At 76.7% G+C, this 17,599-nt stretch carries 10 protein-coding genes; 7 read left to right on the plus strand and 3 right to left on the minus strand.

Annotation, left to right across the window (positions count from 1 at the left end; genetic code table 11):
• The first annotated feature begins 13 nt into the window (after window positions 1-13).
• Both ACIBAI_RS17960 and ACIBAI_RS17965 read left to right on the plus strand, forming a co-directional pair.
• Window positions 14-799 (plus strand): SGNH/GDSL hydrolase family protein, encoded by a 786-nt coding sequence (locus tag ACIBAI_RS17960; RefSeq protein ID WP_344599951.1) that lies wholly within the window; start codon window positions 14-16, stop codon window positions 797-799.
• A gap of 406 nt (window positions 800-1,205) precedes the next feature.
• Window positions 1,206-2,432, plus strand: a complete 1,227-nt coding sequence (locus tag ACIBAI_RS17965; RefSeq protein WP_399035286.1) for an MBL fold metallo-hydrolase — start codon at window positions 1,206-1,208, stop codon at window positions 2,430-2,432.
• Window positions 2,433-2,579: 147 nt separating this feature from the next.
• Here ACIBAI_RS17965 and ACIBAI_RS17970 read toward each other — a convergent pair whose 3' ends face one another.
• From ACIBAI_RS17970 to ACIBAI_RS17980, 3 genes are all read right to left on the minus strand, one after another.
• Window positions 2,580-3,674 (minus strand): hypothetical protein, encoded by a 1,095-nt coding sequence (locus ACIBAI_RS17970; protein ID WP_399035288.1) that lies wholly within the window; start codon window positions 3,672-3,674, stop codon window positions 2,580-2,582.
• Complete coding sequence (locus tag ACIBAI_RS17975) at window positions 3,671-5,338, minus strand: M48 family metallopeptidase (protein WP_399035289.1); 1,668 nt, start codon at window positions 5,336-5,338, stop codon at window positions 3,671-3,673. The genes ACIBAI_RS17970 and ACIBAI_RS17975 overlap by 4 nt, the downstream gene beginning before the upstream one ends.
• A gap of 539 nt (window positions 5,339-5,877) precedes the next feature.
• The gene (locus ACIBAI_RS17980) at window positions 5,878-8,514 is read right to left on the minus strand and encodes a LuxR C-terminal-related transcriptional regulator (protein ID WP_399035291.1); all 2,637 of its coding nucleotides are present in this window, start codon (window positions 8,512-8,514) and stop codon (window positions 5,878-5,880) included.
• Window positions 8,515-8,715: 201 nt separating this feature from the next.
• Here ACIBAI_RS17980 and lanL point away from each other — a divergent pair, with 201 nt between their 5' ends.
• The 5 genes from lanL (at window position 8,716) to ACIBAI_RS18005 (ending at window position 17,253) form a co-directional block, all read left to right on the plus strand.
• The gene (gene lanL, locus ACIBAI_RS17985) at window positions 8,716-11,472 is read left to right on the plus strand and encodes a class IV lanthionine synthetase LanL (protein WP_399035293.1); all 2,757 of its coding nucleotides are present in this window, start codon (window positions 8,716-8,718) and stop codon (window positions 11,470-11,472) included.
• Window positions 11,469-13,232, plus strand: a complete 1,764-nt coding sequence (locus ACIBAI_RS17990) for an alpha/beta fold hydrolase (protein ID WP_399035295.1) — start codon at window positions 11,469-11,471, stop codon at window positions 13,230-13,232. Before lanL ends, ACIBAI_RS17990 begins: the two co-directional genes overlap by 4 nt.
• Window positions 13,233-13,450: 218 nt before the next feature.
• Entirely contained in the window at window positions 13,451-13,585 is a 135-nt protein-coding gene (locus ACIBAI_RS17995; protein WP_399035297.1) for an ALQxL family class IV lanthipeptide, read from the plus strand.
• 126 nt (window positions 13,586-13,711) lie between these two features.
• A complete protein-coding gene (locus tag ACIBAI_RS18000) occupies window positions 13,712-15,502 on the plus strand; it encodes an ATP-binding cassette domain-containing protein (protein ID WP_399035298.1) in 1,791 nt (596 codons plus the stop codon).
• Between the two features lie 11 nt (window positions 15,503-15,513).
• Window positions 15,514-17,253 carry an ATP-binding cassette domain-containing protein gene (locus tag ACIBAI_RS18005; RefSeq protein ID WP_399035300.1) on the plus strand — a complete coding sequence of 580 codons (1,740 nt, stop codon included), beginning with the start codon at window positions 15,514-15,516 and terminating at the stop codon, window positions 17,251-17,253.
• The last annotated feature ends 346 nt before the right edge of the window (window positions 17,254-17,599 follow it).

Here is a 17,599-nt window from a genome sequence, read left to right on the forward strand (position 1 = left end):
TGACAGCAGATCAGTGATCGGGTCGTACGTTGCGGTGGGGGACAGCTTCACCGAGGGCGTCGGCGACCCCGGCCCCGACGGGGCGTTCGTCGGCTGGGCCGACCGGCTCGCCGTGCTGCTCGCGGACCTCAGGCCGGAAGGCGACTTCACCTACACCAACCTCGCCGTACGCGGCAAACTGCTCGACCAGATCGTGGCGGACCAGGTGCCGCGGGCCGTCGAACTGGCACCGGACCTGGTCTCGTTCTGCGCGGGGGGCAACGACATCATCCGGCCCGGCACCGACCCGGACGACGTGGCCGAGCGCTTCGAACGAGCGGTCGCCGCGCTCACCGAGGCGGCCGGCACCGTCATGGTGACGACCGGCTTCGACACCCGCGGGGTGCCCGTGCTCAAGCATCTGCGGGGCAAGATCGCCACGTACAACGGGCACGTGCGGGCCATCGCCGACCGGTACGGCTGTCCGGTGCTCGACCTGTGGTCGCTCCGGAGCGTCCAGGACCGCAGGGCCTGGGACGCCGACCGGCTGCACCTGTCGCCCGAGGGGCACACGCGCGTGGCGCTGCGCGCCGGACAGGTCCTCGGCCTGGAGGTGCCGGCCGACCCGGAGCAGCCCTGGCCGCCGCTGCCGCCGCGCGGCACCCTGGAGATCCGCCGGGACGACGTGCAGTGGGCGCGCGACTACCTGGTGCCGTGGATCGGGCGCCGGCTGCGCGGGGAGTCGTCCGGGGACCGGGTGACGGCGAAGGGGCGGCTGGCGCTGGAGGACATCAGGATGCGGATCGCTTCGGTGGCCTGAGCCGGGGCTGAGCAGGGGCGGGGCGGCCCGGGGTCTCCCGGGCCCGTGACCCGCCCGCAGACCCCCGGCCCCGGGGCGCAGGACGCGCGGTCCGGCCTTCCAGGTCCTCACCGAGCGGAGACCTCCGGCTCCGGGGGCGGAGGACTCCCGGCCCGCGGCCGTTTCGGCGGGCCGTCGCGCGAGCCGTGTCGCCGGCCGGGCGCGGACGGTACGGCCCCGCGCCCGGCCGGCGCTGCCGCCCGGCGGGCCCGCCGGGGAAGCGGCCGCCGCGGCGCCTCGCGCGGGCGCCCTCACGGACACCGCGCGGGCGGCCCGGACGCGGCAGCGGCGGGAACGGCGAAGCGGACCGGCGGGCCGACGGGGGCGGCCATAATGGAGGGCCTGATCGACCCCACCTGGAGGTACCGTGGCCGGTTTCCGTTCCCTGAACTCGGGGGTCAGCGCGCTGCGGCCCGCGGCCTTCGGTGTGGACCCGAGCGGGGAGCGCATGGCGCGCATCCGCAGATCGCCCCACTTCGCGAACGGGGTGTTCCAGAACCCCGGCGGCCCCACCCGGACCCGGCCCTCCGGCTCGGGGAAGGACCTCGCGAAGGTCTACCTCGACCGGGAGGCGCGCGCCCGCCGCGCCCCGCGGGGCGCCGTCCCGGTGCACGCCACCACGCTCGCCGACATATCCCGGCCCCCCGCCACCGGGCTGCGCCTGACCTGGATGGGCCACTCCAGCGTGCTGGCGGAGATCGACGGGCGGCGGGTGCTGTTCGACCCCGTGTGGGGCGAGCGCTGTTCGCCGTTCGCCTTCGCCGGACCCCGCCGCCTGCACCCGGTTCCGGTGCCGCTCGCCGCGCTCGGCCCGGTCGACGTCGTCGTCATCTCGCACGACCACTACGACCACTTGGACATGCCCACGATCAAGGAGCTGGCCGGCACGGACACCCTCTTCGCCGTGCCGCTGGGGGTCGGCGCCCACCTCGAGCACTGGGGCGTCTCCGCCGGCCGGCTGCGCGAGCTGGACTGGCACGAGACGACGGAGGTCGGCGGCCTCACCCTGACCGCCACCCCGGCCCGCCACTTCTGCGGCCGCGGCCTGCGCAACACCCAGCACACGCTGTGGGCCTCCTGGGTCGTCGCCGGTGAGGAGCACCGGGTCTACCACAGTGGCGACACCGGGTACTTCGAGGGCTTCAAGGACATCGGCGCCGGGCACGGCCCGTTCGACGCCACGATGATCCAGATCGGCGCGTACAGCGAGTTCTGGCCCAAGGACCACACGGACTCCACGCCGCTGCCCGGGCCGTGGCCGGACATCCACATGACGCCCGCCCAGGGGGTGCGGGCCCACCTCGACCTGCAGGGGGGCGGTCCGGGCGGGGTGCTGCTGCCGATCCACTGGGGGACGTTCAACCTCGCGTCGCACCCCTGGGCCGAGCCGGGGGAGTGGACGCTGGCCGCGGCCGACGCGGTCGGACAGGCGGTCGCCGTCCCGGTCCCGGGCCGGCCCTTCGAGCCCGGCGGAGACCTCCCCACGCGCCCCTGGTGGCGGGAGGTGTCCCTGCCGCTGAACCGCAAGTGGCCCGTTCCGGAGACCACCCCGGAGACGTCCCGTGACGGCCTCGACCTCGTGGGCGAGAGCTGACCGCGGACGAACCGAGGCGCGTGCCGGCATCCCGGCGGCCCCGCCGGAAGCAGGGCGGAACTCCTTCTTCCCCGGGACCGCGCGGGGGCGGCACTCGACGGACGGCCCAGTGCCGCCCCCGCATCCCGCCCCCGCATCCCGCCGCCGTCAGCCCGTGGCGGCGACCGCCTGCGCCGACGAGTCGCGGATCGCGCAGTAGTACGCCGTCATGTCGGCGCCGCTGCCCCGGTAGCGCCAGGGCAGCGCGTTCACATGACCGTCCACGAGCCGGAACTGCTCGATCGCCATCTCGTCCCGGTCCTGGAGCGAGAGGTAGTACGCCAGCAGGTGGCGCAGCTCCGGCAGCCGCGGATGGGTCGGGTCGGCCGCGGCGGCGTCCGCCAGGCCCGCGTCGACCCGCGCCACCATCTCGGGCGTGCGGTCGCCCTCGGCGTCGTCGGACTCGTCGTGCTCGAAGTGGGCGACCAGCGGGAGCACGGTCAGCAGGCTGCCCAGCGGCGCCTTCGCCGCGGCCTGCTCGGCGAACTCCATGGCCAGCCGCTCCGAGCCGCGCCACTTCTTGCACCAGTACTGGAGCGCCCGCCAGTGCCCTTCGTAGTGGTGCGGGGCGCGTGCGGTGATCTCCGCCCACAGCTTGTCCATCTCGGCGTGCGGGTAGCCCAGGCCGAGCGCTACCGAGATCTCCGTGACGTACGGGGTGGGGTCGTCGGGGGCGAGCGCCGCGGCCCGCGCGATCTCGTCGCGGGAGCGGTGCAGCATCCGGTGGAAGCCGGCGAACTGCTCCTGCGTCGTGTACTCGGCCCGCTTGGCGCCGCGGATCCGCCCGGCCAGGGTGATCGTGCTGCTGGCCCGGACCACGGCGGCGTCCGGGTCGTCGGGGCGGGCGGCCTCCCAGGCGAGCAGCCAGGTGTCGTCCTCCGCCGCCAGCCCCGCCAGCTCCCCGACGGCCATCGACCGCCGGTCCCAGTCCCGCCCGATGCCTCGCAGCAGCTCGGCCGCCGCCTGCCAGTCGCCGCCGCTCACGCGGCTCAGCGCCGTGTCCCAGCCCGCGGGCAGCGGGCCGGCGTGCTCGGTGTTCTGCCGGTCGGCGGGCAGCAGGCCGAGCTTCCCGGCCGCCTCGGCGGCGGCGTCCTCGTCATGGCTCGGGGAGAAGAACTCCCTGAGGAAGACCCAGGCCAGCCATCCGAAGAAGATCAGCGTGGGGACGGCCAGGATCACCAGGATCCACAGCACTACGGTCATCGGGGAGTGTCCGTTTCTCGGTTCGCGGGGTCGGTCGGAGTCAGGGGCAGCAGGGCGCGCAGCGGGCCGGTGTCCGGGTGGTCGGCGACCGCGGCGGCCACGGCGGGACCGATCAGGTCGTCCAACGTCGTGTCGGCCGGCGGCGCGGGCTGCCCCGGCGCGGGCAGCAGCCGCGCGGTCGCCGCCCGCTCCCAGGAGAACTCCCAGCGCAGCCGGGCGCGTGCGCTGAACTCGGCCAGCACCATGCGGTGCAGCGACGTGGCCAGGGCCGGCCGCGCGAACTCCCGGAAGGCGCGTCCCTTCGCGGCCGCCGCCTCGTCGGACAGCGGCAGCCGCCGGGCCAGTTGCCACAGCCGGCCGTCGTCGATCAGGTCGAGCAGGGCGGGCAGGGTCGGGCGCGTCCCGGTGTACATGGCCAGGGCCCGGTGCAGGGGGGTGTCGAGGTTGGCGAGCTGGACGGCCATCGAGCCGTCGAGCAGCTCCGGCCAGCCGGCCGTGCGCCGGAACCGCCGCACCTCCTCGGTCAGGACCGCGTCCTCCAGGGCCGCCAGGGTCCGTTCGGGGTCGGACAGCAGGCCGACGGCGGCGCCCCTGCCCTCGTCGGTGCGGTGGTCGGCGGGCAGCTCCTCGACGCGGCGGACGCGGTCGGCGATCGGCGGGTGGGAGTCGTAGGGCGAGGCGGGCCCGGTCGGCAGCTCGGTGCGCAGCCCGGCCAGTTCCAGCTGACGGGCGCTCAGCATCCGGCCGAAACCGCCGAACACCTCACCGCGCGGCGGCAGCAGCTCGGCGTCCTCGCCCAGGGTGACGTAGTGGCGCGTGTAGAACCCGAACGCGGCGTCCAGCACGGGGATCTCGCGCAGGGCCGAGGCGGTGGCGTCCCGGCCGGCGATCCGGGCGGCCGCGGCGTCGGCGGCGTACTCCTGGCCACGGGCGCCGGCCAGCGTGGCGCGGAAGTACAGCTTGGCGTACGCGGTGTAGATCCGGGCCATCGCGCGGTACGTGACGCCCCGGTGCCGGGTGTCGACCTCGCTCGTCCTCTTGCCCTTGGCCGCGGCCCTGGCGTTCTTCTTCTCCTGCCGGGCCCGTTCGCGTGCCGCGCTCTTCCCGGCGAGCTCCTCGAAGTGCCCGACGGTGCGCAGGATCTGGGCACGGCCGCGCAGGACGACGGCGGCCAGGCGGGTGTCGGCGTGCGAGTAGTGGCCCAGTTCGTGCGCGAGGACCGACCGGAGCTGGGCCTCCGTCAGCCCCTGGAGGAGGGGCACGCCGAGGTGGAGGCGGCGCGGGCCGGGCAGCAGGCCGAGCAGGCGGGCGTCCTCGGCGACGGCCGCGTTGACGTCCGGCGTCAGCAGGATGCGGGACGGCGCGCGCGTGCCGATCCGGTCGGCCAGCTCCCGTACGGTGCGCCACAGCGCGGGCTCGTCGGCCTCCGTGACGGGCAGGCCGGGAACTTCCTCCGCCTTCGGCGTGCGCAGCATGAACAGGCCGCGGACCAGCGGAATCGCCAGCAGCACGGAGACGAGGTACAGCTTCGCCGCGACGCCCGACGGAGCGTGCAGATACAGCAGGTAGTCAAGGCCGGCGAGCACCGCCAGCAGCAGGACGCCGAGCAGGTAGAAGCCGGCGAGCAGCAGGAGAGCGCGCAGCGCGCGCAAGGTCACGCCCATCGGGCAGGGGCCCCCACGGGATATCGGGTTGACGGCGTCGGGTGCGGCGACACGGGTGCCGCGGCTGGTCGCGGCCGGCGCGAGGGGGGCTCGCGGACGGTCGTGATCAGTGGTTGTGGGGGGAAGCGGAGTATGACCTACCGGGGGGTTGACGTGCAAGACGTGTTCATGGCAGGCCGGTCGGTGCCGGTCCGGGAGCCCCGTACGACGCGGCTCTCCCGCCGCCCCCGAGCGGCGGCCGCCCCGGAATCGCTGCGCGCCTTCCCGGTGGGCCCGCCCCGCTCGTCCGGGTGGTCGGAAGGCCCGGGACGCCGGGTACGGCTCCCGGCGCTCATGCCGAGGGAGCGCGGCCTTCGCCGACGGGCCGGCCGGCGCCCCGCGACGACACGGCCGCTCGGCGATCGCCGGGCGTTCGCTCTCCGGCCCTTCGCGGACACGCCGGGGCGACCGCCGTGACCAAGCGCCGTCCCCGCCGCGCGGCACCCTGGACGGCCACCGCACGGGCCGGTCACCCGGCCGGGTGACCGGCCCCGGCCGGATCAGACGGTGCGGGGCGACAGGAGGATGCCCGGCAGGTCGGCGCGGCTGGATATCCCCAGCTTCCGGTAGATCCGCAGTAGGTGGTTGTCGACCGTGCGGGTGGAGAGCACGCACTCCTCGGCGATCTCCCGGCTGGTCCTGCCCCGGGCCGCCATCAGGGCGATCTGCCGCTCCCGGGTGCTGAGCGGATCCGCGCCGGGCAGCGGGCTCAGCCCCGGGGTGACGGCACCCTCGCAGAGCGAGCGCAGCGCCAGGGCGCGCTGGGAGGCGCGGGCCGCCCGGGTCCGGTGCCCGGCGGCTTGCCAGGCGCGGGCCGCCGACACGAAACCCTCGGCGGCCCGCAGCTCGGCGCCGAGCTCCCGCAACCGCTCCGCGGCGGCCTCCATCGCCTCCGGCCGCGCGTCGCGCACGGCGACGGCGAGGGCCGCCCGCGCCGCCGCGTGCGGGCCCTGCACGCGCGCCGCCACGGCCGCGAGCCGGTCGGCCTCGCCGTCGGCTCCCCAGCGCACCAGGTCGTCGAGCATCGCCACCGCGGCGGTCACCTCACCGTCCGCGAGCGCCCGGTCGACGGCGGAGCGCAGCATCCCGGACGCCGTCGGCAGGTTGCCCGCGCACAAGGCCGCCCACGCCCGGGCCCGGACCGTGTCCTGCTGGCGCAGCGGCGAGTTCGGCCCGGTTGCCGCCTCGTCCAGCTCGGCGGACTCCGGCGGAATCCGCCCGAGCTGGGCGGCAGCCAGCACCAGCCCGGCCAGGGCGCGCTGCTCGACGAACGGCTGCCCGCGCAGCCGCGCCTGCGCGCGGGACTCGCGGAAGTGCGCCAGCGCCGCCGCGACCCGCCCGCGCTCCAGCGCGATCCGGCCCCGCGCCCACGGGAACCAGGCGGTGAGCGCCGGAACCGGCATCCTGAGCATGGCCTCCTGCCCCTCGCGGGCGGCTTCCTCACCCTCGTGGAGCCGGCCGCTCTCCAGCAGGGCCACGGCCAGCAGGTAGAGGTTCCGGGCCGGGTAGTACACGGCGGAGCGCTCGGTGAGGCGGCGGTGCACGTCGTGAGCCTCGCGGCAGGTGGCGACCGCGTCCTCCACCTGGCCGGACGCCATCTCCACCCGGACCCGCGCCTGGAGCTCCAGCACCGCGGACTGGTCCGCGGCACCCGCCGCCGGACGCTCCCGGGAGCCGCGGCGGGCCAACACCTCGACGGCCTCCCCGGTGCGGCCCGCCGCCGACAGCAGGGCGGCCTCGCAGGCGGCGAGCGACGGCCGGGCGCCGATGCGGCCGGCTGCCTCCGCGAGCACCGCGAGCGCCTGGTCGAGCCGTCCCAGACCGTAGAACAGGTGCTGCGCCAGGGTCGCGGCGGCGGCCTGCACCTCCGGCTCGGTCCGGGCGGCCGCGAAGGCGTCCCGGAGAACCGGGACGCCCTCGTCGAAGTCGCCCCGCTGGCCGAGCGCCTCACCGAGCATCACCCCGGCCTCCACGTGCGGGCCGTGCGCCAGGGCGGCCCTGGCCAGGCGGCACATGGTCGCCACGTCGTCACTGCGCAGCGCCTGGGTCGCCGCCCGTACCAGCAGGCCGGGGTCGGCCGTGCCGGTGGCGTCGAGTTCCCAGCAGGCCAGGGCCAGTTCGTCGCCGCTCCGGCGGGCGCCGTGCGCGCGTACCCTGGCCGCCTGCTCCAGCAGCAGGGACCGCGCGCGCAGGAGCGGGGTGCGGGCGCGCAGCAGCGGCGCGTGCCAGCCGTGTGCGAGGGCGACCTGGGCGCGGCGGTCGTCGGTCCAGACGGTGACCAGGTCCAGCTCCTCGAGCTCCTCCAGAGCGTCCGGCGAGGCGGTCCGCAGGGCGTCGTCCAGGCCGACCGGGCCGCAGCAGGTGAGCAGCTCCAGCACGGCGCGCCGGTCGCGGGGCAGCGTGCGCAGCAGGTCCGGGACCAGGCCGTCCACGGTCAGCTGGTCGAGCGAGCCGTCCAGGCACCACACCCCGCCGACCTCGCGCAGGGCGCCGGCGCCGACCGCCGTCCGCAGCAACTCCCGTAACAGCAGCGGATTCCCGCGGCCCGCCTCGTCGAAGGCGTGCCGGGCCGGGGCGGCCACGAGCCCGCCGAGCGCCGCGCGCAGCAGCTCGGCGCTCTCGTCCCGGTCCAGCGGGCCCAGCGGGACGTGGTGCAGCGTGCCCTGCCGCCACCAGGCCCGCAGCACCTCCGGGAGGTCGGCCTCGGCGGGCAGGGTGGCGACCAGGAACAGACCGGCCTGCTCGGCCAGCAGACCGAGCAGGGACATCGACGACGGATCGAGCCGGTGGACGTCGTCGACGAGGACCACCGGCCGCGGGCCCGGGCCGGCCACTCGCCCCGCCACCTCGCGGAACAGCTCGACCGGGTCGTCCGAGTGCGCCGGCGGCAGCAGCGGGGCGAGCGCCAGCAGCGGAACGGACGCCGCGGCCTCGGTCGCCCTGATCCGCCAGACCCGATGGCCGGCCGGACCGGCCGCCAGCAGGAACTCCTCCCCCGCACGGCTCTTGCCCACCCCCGGCGGCCCGGTGAGGACCGCCGCCCGGCAGGACGCGCGGCGCAGGCCGGCACGGAGTCCGGCCAGTTCGGTGCGGCGCCCGACGAAGGGCATGGGTATGCGTCGGTGCTCGGCTGACATCGGTTCCCCCCGGTTCAGACATCGGTGCCACCCGCATGGTCGCAACGCCAGGGGCCGCGCACAGCCCGGCGCGCCGGAACCGGCCGACGGCGTTGAGCAGGTGACGGCGCCCGGTTGAGTAACCGCCTGCTCTGTGCCGGGCCGCGCCGGCACAGCACCGTGGTGCCCGGAACGGAACGGCACGGGGGAGAGGCGATCGACGTGGCGGAGCAGAAGGAGCGGGTGGGCGTACCGGACGGCGGCGGGGACGGGTTCCCGCTGGCCGGCCAGGTCCGCCTGGTCATGGAGCGCGACGGCGTGACCGGGTGGGAGCTGCGGACCGAGGAGTTCTGGACCCGGCTGCTGCCCCCGGACCACCGCCCCCGCCCGCAGGGCTGGAAGCTGCACGTCTCGGCGACCCCGCTGTCCGCGCCGCTGGTGCTGGTCCGCGCCGCCGGGGAGCTGTTCCGGTTCGGCTGCGCGTTCAAGTTCGCCGGCACGCTGGAGCGGGCCGAGGCGCTGGTCTCCGGACGGTACGACCGGGCCGGCGCGGGCAAGTTCCTCACGGCGTACCCCGACTCCGACGAGCACGCGCTGAAGGTCGCCGAAGCACTCGACCGGGCGACCGCCGGGCTGCCCGGGCAGGAGATCCTCTCCGACCGTCCCTACCGCGCCGGAAGCCTGGTGCACTACCGCTACGGCGCGTTCCGCGGCCGGCGGGTGCTGACCAACGACGGCAGTTACGAGATCCGGCTGACCGCCCCCGACGGCAGCGCCGTCCGCGACGAGCGCAGGCCGGCCTTCACCCCGCCGGCCTGGGCCGACATCCCCTTCCCGCAGCCCAGCCGCCCGGCCGGACCTCCGCGCCGGGCCCTCCTGCTCGCCGACCGCTTCCTGGTACGGGGCGCGATCCGGCACGCCAACAAGGGCGGCGTGTTCCGGGCCACCGACCGCACCACCGGCGCCGAGGTGGTGGTCAAGCAGGCCCGCCGGCACACTGCCGCCCGGCTCAACGGGGAGGACGCCCGCGACGCGCTGCGCCGCGAGGCCGCCGTCCTCGACCAGCTCGGACCACTCGGCCTCGCTCCGCGCAAGGTAGCCCTGTTCGACCACCGGCAGGACCTGTTCCTGGCGCAGAGCGTCGTCCCCGGCGTTCCGCTGCGCCGCTGGACCGCCGAGCGGTTCACCGGCGAGGCGGGCCTGACCGGCCTGCCGCTCGGGCAGCTTGCCGCACTCGGCCGCGCGGTCACCGACCTGGTGGCGGCGGTGCACGCCCAGGGGCTGGTGCTGCGCGACCTGACCCCCAACAACCTGATGATCACTCCGCAGGGCGAGGTGGGCCTGGTCGACCTGGAGCTCGCCGTCCGCCCCGGCACGCACGTCAACCGGGCCGGCACACCCGGGTACGCCGCACCCGAGCAGATGGCCGCCGAACGCTGGGCGCCCGCCCCGGCCCCGACGGCCGACCTGTTCAGCCTCGGCGCGGTCCTGTTCCATCTCGCGACCGGGGCCGACCCGGTGTTCGCCCCCGACGACGCGCCAGGGCGGTCGTCGCAGGCCCGGACGGCGGCGCTGCTCGCGGCCGCTGCCGTGCGCAGCCCCGCCGTACGGCGCACCCAGGACCTGATACTGGCCCTCCTGCGGGAGGACCCGTCGCTCCGGCCCGGCCTGGACGAGGTCCGCACCGCGCTCGCCGGCGTCGGACGGGCGGAAGCCGCCCCCGGACCGGTCGCGGACGCCCCCGGAGAGGGGGCCGGGCTCGCCGCCGGGCGGCGGGAGCGGCTGCTTGCCGATGGGCTCGACCACCTGCTGGCCACCATGCGGCCGGATGCGCAACGCCTGTGGCCCACCGGCGCGTTCGGCGCCACCACCGACCCCTGCGCCGTACAGCACGGCGCCGCCGGGCCGATCGCCCTGCTGACCCGCCTGGCGGCCCGTGACACCCGGGCCCGGGAGGGCCTCGCGACCGCCGCCGAATGGCTCGACCGCGCCCTGACCGCCGAACCCACCGTCCTCCCCGGCCTGTACTTCGGACGCTCGGGCACTGCCTGGGCGCTCCACGACGCCGCCCGCGTCCTCGGCGACGACGCGATGGCCGCCCGCGCCACGGCGCTCGCCGCCCGCGTACCGCTGCACTGGCCCAATCCCGATGTCTGCCACGGCGCTGCCGGAGCCGGCCTCGCCCAGCTGCACCTGTGGCGGGCGACCGGCGACGGCGAGTTCCTGAGCCGGGCCGAACGGTGCGCGGACGGCCTCGCCGGGGCCGCCGACCGTACCGGCGGCGCGCGCTGGCCGATACCCGCCGGCTTCGACTCCGCCCTCGCCGGCGTCACCCACCACGGCTTCGCACACGGCACCGCCGGCGTCGGCACCTTCCTGCTCACCACCGCGACCGTCACCGGGCGGGAGGACCTGCATCACCTCGCCGTCCAGGCGGGCGACACGCTGCTGGCCGCCGCCGACCGCGACGGCGACGCCGCCTGGTGGGGCACCGGGGAGAGCACCGGGCCCGCCACCCGCCTGCCCAACTGGTGCAGCGGCTCCTCCGGCATCGGCACCTTCCTGGTCCGCCTGTGGGCGGCGACGGGCGAGACCAGGTTCCGCGAGGCGGCCGAGGCGGCGGCGGCCGCTGTCCTGCGGTACCGCTGGCAGACCTCCGCCGCGGCCTGTCACGGCCTCGCCGGCAACGGCCAGTTCCTGCTCGACCTCGCCCATCTGCTGGGCGAGCCCCGCTACCTCGAACAGGCCGAGGAGCTGGCCGCCTGCATCGACGCGCGCCACACCGTGCGCGACGGGCGGCAGCTCATCCCGGACGAGACCCACACCGAGGTCTTCGCCGACTACCAGACCGGCTCGGCGGGCGCCCTCGACTTCCTGCACCGGCTCCAGTACGGTGGCCCCCGCCCCTGGCTGCCCGACCTCCCGTACGGCGACACGCTCACCACCGCGGCGGGCACCCGCCAGGAGGCCGGACGATGACCGCCCTCGCGCCGCCGACGGCCGTACGGACCCGCTTTGGCTTCACCTTCTCTGCCCACGGCACCCACCTTGCCTGCCTCGCCGTCGACGACGCCGGCCGCAGCACCCCGGAGCTGTGGTCGCTGACCGGGGGGACGCCCCGCCGGCAGCCGCTGCCCGCCGCGGGCGACGGCGACAGCCCGCGCACCCAGTGCCTGCCCACCGACGACGGGCGGCTGCTGCTCTGCCGCAGCGGCTCCGGCCGGCACGAGCTGCTGACCGACGCACCGGACGGGGTGCGCCCGCTCGGCACCGTTCACCATCCCGCCCTGCGGCTGCTGCCCTGCCCCGGCCCCGACGGCCTCGCGCTGCTCGTCGGCACCGACACCACCCGCCGCTCCACGGTGTGGCGCCTGACCGGCCCCGGACCGCGGCTGGAGGAGATCACGCGCCTCCCCGGAGTACTGCTCGGCGGCACGTGGCTGGACGACCACGGCAGCACCCTCGCCGGGGTGCTGTACGGCGAGGACGGCACACGCAGCGTCGTCCTGGACACCGCCACCGGAGCCACCGGAGCCCTGCCGGGCACGGTCCCGGGGGAACGGCTGCTCCTCGCCTGCCCGCGATCCGGCCTGCTGGTGACCGCCGTCCCCGCCGACGGCCCGTACCGGCTCGCCCTGCGGCCCGCCGACGGCAGCCGGCCGCCCCGGTACCCCGAAGGCCTCAACGCGCTGCCGGGGAGCGTACGGCCACTGGCCCTCGCCCCCGACGGCCGCCGGCTCGCCGTCAGGTCCGACCGGGGGGCGGTCAGCGACCTGCTCGTCCACGATCTGGACGCGGACCGCACCACCGTGCTCCCCGGCCCGGCCGGCACCCTCAGGGAGCAGGCACGCTGGACCGGAAGCGGCCTGCACCTGGTCCGCTCCACACCCGATCGGCCCATCGGCCCGGTCACCGTCCAAGCGGTCACCGCCCGGGCCGGAGCCGCCGCCACCGGGCCGCGAGCGGACCACCCGGTGGTCCGGACCCTGGAGTTCGCCGGGGCGGACGGGCCGCTGGAGGCGGTGGTGCACGGCGACCCGCGGACCTGGCCGCACACCGTGCTGGCGCTCCACGGCGGACCGGAGACCGCCTGGCACCTGGAGTACGACCCGCTGCTGCACGACCTCACCGCTGCCGGGATCGCCGTCGTCGCCCTCAACCAGCGCGGCAGCACCGGGTACGGGACCGCCCACCGCGACGCGATCCGCGGCGACTGGGGCGGAGCCGACCTGGCGGACGTCCGCCAGGTCGGCCGGCAGCTCGCCGACCACCGGTCCGCCGCGGGCCTGGAACCGCCCTCGCTCTACGGCAACAGCTACGGAGCGTGGCTCGCCCTGCTGGCAGCGGCCGACACGCCGCGACGCTGGGCCCGCTGCGCGGTCGTCGCACCGTTCCTGTCGGTCCCCCGGCTGCACGCCGCCGCCTCCCCCGGCGTGCGCGCGCTGCTCGCCCGGCTGGCCGCGCCCGTCGAGGGCGAGAGCGCGACCGGCCGCGACGTGTGGCGGCTCGCCGACCGGCTCCGCACCCCGCTGCTCGTCGTGCACGGCGACCGCGACGACGTCGTCCCGGTCGGCCAGTCCCGGGACCTGCGCGACCGGCTCACCGCGCTCGGACGCCGCCCCGGCATCGACTTCGCCTACCGCGAGGTCCCCGGAGCCGGCCACTACCCGCCCGGTGGCTCGACCGGCCCCGCCGTACGGGAGACCATCACCGACTTCCTCCGCACCGGCGCGTTCTGACGCCCCGCGGAGGAGCGCCGAACCACGGCGCACCTCGTCCCACCCCATCCGACAGAGAGGAGGACACGCCATGGACATCGACCTGGAGCCGGACGCGCTGCAGCAGCTCGCCGAGGAGGAGCCCGCGGGCCTGGACCGCTGCGAGGACACCTGCTGGTTCACCTGCACCTGGACCGGCTGATCGCAGCACCGCACGAACCGTCGTACCCATCGCATCCGTGGAGAGGAACACCGTCGTGAACGTGGAGCTGGAGCTCGACCTGGACGCCCTTCAGCAGCTGCCGGAGGAGGAGCCCGCGGGCCTGGACCGCTGCGAGGACACCTGCTGGTTCACCTGCACCTGGACCGGCTGACCGCAGTCCCGCCGCTGCGTCGGCACAGGGCCGGGTCCGGCTGCCGGGCGGGACGACCCGCACGGTGGCCGGTCCCGGCCCCTTCGCCGCTCCGAGCCGCTGGGCCCCGACGAGAGGAGAGCACGGATGAAGCTCCGCCTGATCCGCCGCAGTGCCGGCGGGCATCCGGCCGGCCCCCAGCGCGAGGCCGACCGCCTGCTGTACCGGGCGGTCCGCCGCGCCCCCGGCTGGACCTGCGCCCTCGCGCTCGCCACTCTCACCGCCGCCGGCGCCGGGCTGGCGCTGCCCGCCGCGGCCGCCGCCGCCGTCGACGCCGCCCTGCGCGGCACCGCCCTCGGCCCCGCCGCGGTCCTGCTGGCCGCGCTGCTGCTGCTCGCCACGCTCGCCGACATGCTCGCCGTCGCGGCGGGCCCGGCCGCGACGGCGGCCGTCACCGCCGAGCTCCGGCGGCTGCTGATCCGTCACGTCCTGGCCGTGGGACCACAGGCCGAGCGGAGTTTCGCCGCCGGAGACCTGAACAGCCGGCTGGTCGGCGCCACCGCCCGGACGGCCGCCGCCGCACCCGCCCTGGTCGGCGCGGCGACCGCCGCCGCCACCTCGCTCGGCGGCGTGGCGGCGCTCTGGCTGATCGACTGGCGGCTCGCCGCCGCCTTCGTGCTCGCCGCCGCGCCCGCACTGGCCGTGATGCGGACTTTCGTGGCGCGGTCCTCCGAACTGTCCCTCGCCTACCAGCGGCACGTGGGCAGCCTCGCCGCCCGGCTGTCCGACGCCCTGCACGGCATCCGGACGATCCGGGCCGCCGGCACCGGGGACCGCGAGATCGAACGGGTGCTGGCGCCGCTGCCGGCCCTGGCGGCGTCCGGCCGGGCACTGTGGCACGCCCAGTCGGGCGCGGTGTGGCGGATGGGCCTGCTGCTGCCGCTGGTCGAGGTGGCCGTGCTGGCGACCGCCGGACACGGCGTGGCCGCCGGCCGGGTGACACCGGGACAGCTGCTCGCGGCGGCCGCGTACACCGCGCTCGGCACGGCCCTCTTCAACCAGGCCGACAGCCTGATGGGCCTCGCCCAGGCCCGCGCGGGCGCCCGGCGGATCGCCGAGGTGCTCGCCCTCGCCGCCCCGCCGGCCGGCACGCAGCCGCTGGCCGCCGGGCCGGGCGAACTCGCCTTCCGCAACGTCACGGTGCGGGCCGGTGCGCGGACCGTGCTGGACCGCCTGGACCTCACCGTACCGCCGGGCTCGCTGCTCGCCGTGGTCGGCCGCTCGGGCGCCGGGCGGAGCACGCTCGCCCTGCTCGCCGCCCGGCTGCTCGACCCGGACGAGGGCGAGGTCCTGCTCGACGGGCAGCCCCTGACCGACGTGGCCGACAGCGCCCTTCGGGCCGGCGTCGCGTGCGCGTTCGCCCGGCCCGGACTGCTCGGCGCCACCGTCGCCGAGGCGATCGCCTACGGACTGCCGGACGCCGGCCCGGATGCCGACCTGGCCCGGATACGGTCCGCGGCGCGTGCGGCGGAGCTCGAGGCGTTCGTCGACCGCCTGCCCGGCCGCTACGGCACGCCGCTGGCCGACACCCCGATGTCCGGCGGGGAGGCGCAGCGCCTGGGACTGGCCCGGGCGATCGCGCGGGACGCCCGGCTGCTCGTCCTCGACGACGCCATGTCGAGCCTGGACTCCGCCACTGCGGCGCGCGTGGAGACCGTGCTCACCGAAGGACTGGCCGGCCGGACCAGGGTGCTGGTCACGCACCGGGCCGCGACCGCCGCCCGGGCCGACCTGGTGGTGTGGCTGGAGGACGGACGTATCAGGGCCACCGGCCGGCACGACCTGCTGTGGGACGACCCGGACTACCGGGCGGTCTTCGGCGGGAGGACGCCGGCGCAGGCCCCGGAGAAGGAGGAGTCGTGTCCGGTCGCCGGCTGAGGTCGGATCGGGTGGGGCCGAGGGAGGCGAAACGGCCCGGGAGCGCGGCCGGATGGCGGCTGCTGCGTGCCGAACTGGCCGCCCGCCCGCGGCCGCTGCTGCGGGTCGGGATGTGGTCGCTGCTGGAGGCCGGACCGCCGCTGCTGTCGGGGGTGCTGCTCGCCGCGGCCCTGGACCGCGGCTTCCTGGCGCACCGGCCGTGGACCGGTGTGGGCTGGCTGCTGGTGCTGGGCGCGGCGCTGGCGGCCAGGGCGTTCGCGGTCCGCCGGATCTTCCCGGCGCTGAGCGAGGTGGTGGAACCGCTGCGGGACGCGCTGGTGCGCTCGGTGGTGACCGCCTCGCTGCACGCCTGGACGACCGGGCGCGAGCCGCACGGATCGGCGGCCGTCGCACGGCTCACCGAGCAGGTCGAGAGCGTGCGGTCGCTGGTCGCCGCACTGCTGCGCACCTCCCGGCAGGTTGCCTTCGCCGTGGTGGCGGCCGTACTCGGCCTCGCCGCTCTGTCCGGGGCGGTGGCGCTGATCGTGCTGCCGTTCGTGGCCGCCGCGCTGCTGCTCTTCGCCGGCCTGCTGCGCGCCCTCGCCGTCCGGCAGCGGGCCGTGGTGCTCGCCGACGAGGCCGTCGCCGGGGAGGCGGGACCGGTGCTCGCCGCGCTGCGCGATGTGGTCGCCTGCGGCGCCCGGCCGCGCGCCCGGGCAGCCGTGGACCGGGCCACCGACGCACAGGCCAGGGCCTTCGCGGCGCTCGGCCGGGCCGCTGCCGGGCGTCGGCTCATCGTGCTGCTCGGCTCCCAAATCCCGCTGCTGGTCGTGGTCCTGGCACTGCCGGGCCTGGTGGAGGAGGGCCGGATCTCGGCGGGGGCGGCGGCCGGAGCCGTGACGTACCTGGTCACCGGGCTCGACCCGGCGCTGCGCTCCCTGGTGGCGCTGGTCGGCACCTGGGGCGTCCAGCTGGACGCGGTGCTGCGACGCCTCGCGGAGGTATCGGCAGGACCGGACGACGTGGGTCCGGAACCGGGCGTCCGCCCCTCGGACCACCAGGTGGAGGCCCGCGCCGTCACCTTCGCCTACGGGCCGCACGCCGACCCCGTCGTCCGCGACCTGAACCTACGCCTGCGACCGGACGACCACCTCGCCGTCGTGGGGCCGAGCGGCATCGGCAAGTCGACCCTCGCTCTGCTGCTGACCGGCCTGCAGCCCGCAGACGCCGGTGCGGTGGCGCTGGGCGGAGTCCCGCTCGACCAGGTCGACCAGCGCCACCTGCGACGCACGGTGGCGCTGATCCCGCAGGAGGCGTACGTCTTCGCCGGCACGGTGCGGGAGAACCTCGTCTACCTGGCGCCGGACGCCGACCGTTGCGCCATCGACGCCTCGGTGCGCGCCGTGGGGCTGCACGGGCTCGTCGAGCGGCTCGGCGGTTACGACGCCGTCATCGACACGCCCTCGGCTCTTTCCTCCGGCGAGCGCCAACTGATCGCGCTGGCCCGGGTCCACCTCTCGCCGGCCCGTGTCGTCGTCCTCGACGAGGCGACCTGTCACCTCGACCCGGCCGCGGAGGCCCGGGCGGAGAACGCCTTCGCCGCCCGAGGCGGTGCGCTCGTCGTCATCGCCCACCGGATGAGCTCCGCCCGTCGTGCCCGCCGAGTCCTGCTGATGGACGGTCAGGACTGCCTCGTGGGCACACACCACGACATGCTCGCCGCCTCCCCGCTCTACGCCGGCCTGGCCGGCCACTGGGAGCGCGCTTCCTGAGCCGCTCGAACCCGCCGCGGCGGCCGAGCCGTCCGAGCCGTGGCGGCGTGGCGCGCATCCCGGTGGGTGGCGGGCCGGCGGCGGAGACGTCCGGCGAGGCCACGACCGCATCCTCGGCCTGCGGAAAGCCGAGGCCAAGGCCGATGCGCTCAGTGATGCTCCGGGTCGTGCGGCCGAGGGCGCCGGAGGAGCCGAGACCGTCCCGGCGGGTTGGCCGAGGGGTGGCGGAGCGGCGAGACGGGGGGCGGGGGGGGGGGGGGTGGGGGGGGGGGTGTTCTTTCCCGCCCGCCCCCCCCCGACCCGCCGCGCCCCGCGGAGCGCCGTTTTTTTTTTCGTTCTGGGGCGT

The sequence above is a fragment of the Streptomyces sp. NPDC051041 genome, assembly GCF_044456065.1.
Classification (GTDB): domain Bacteria; phylum Actinomycetota; class Actinomycetes; order Streptomycetales; family Streptomycetaceae; genus Streptomyces; species Streptomyces glaucus.

What these genes read in the sequence shown, in the direction of transcription:
- ACIBAI_RS18000 (WP_399035298.1), top strand. Translation starts at nt 13,712, where the DNA reads ATGAAGCTCCGCCTGATCCGCCGCAGTGCCGGCGGGCATCCGGCCGGC.
- ACIBAI_RS17990 (WP_399035295.1), top strand. Translation starts at nt 11,469, where the DNA reads ATGACCGCCCTCGCGCCGCCGACGGCCGTACGGACCCGCTTTGGCTTC.
- ACIBAI_RS17975 (WP_399035289.1), bottom strand. Translation starts at nt 5,338, where the DNA reads ATGGGCGTGACCTTGCGCGCGCTGCGCGCTCTCCTGCTGCTCGCCGGC.
- ACIBAI_RS17970 (WP_399035288.1), bottom strand. Translation starts at nt 3,674, where the DNA reads ATGACCGTAGTGCTGTGGATCCTGGTGATCCTGGCCGTCCCCACGCTG.
- ACIBAI_RS17980 (WP_399035291.1), bottom strand. Translation starts at nt 8,514, where the DNA reads ATGTCAGCCGAGCACCGACGCATACCCATGCCCTTCGTCGGGCGCCGC.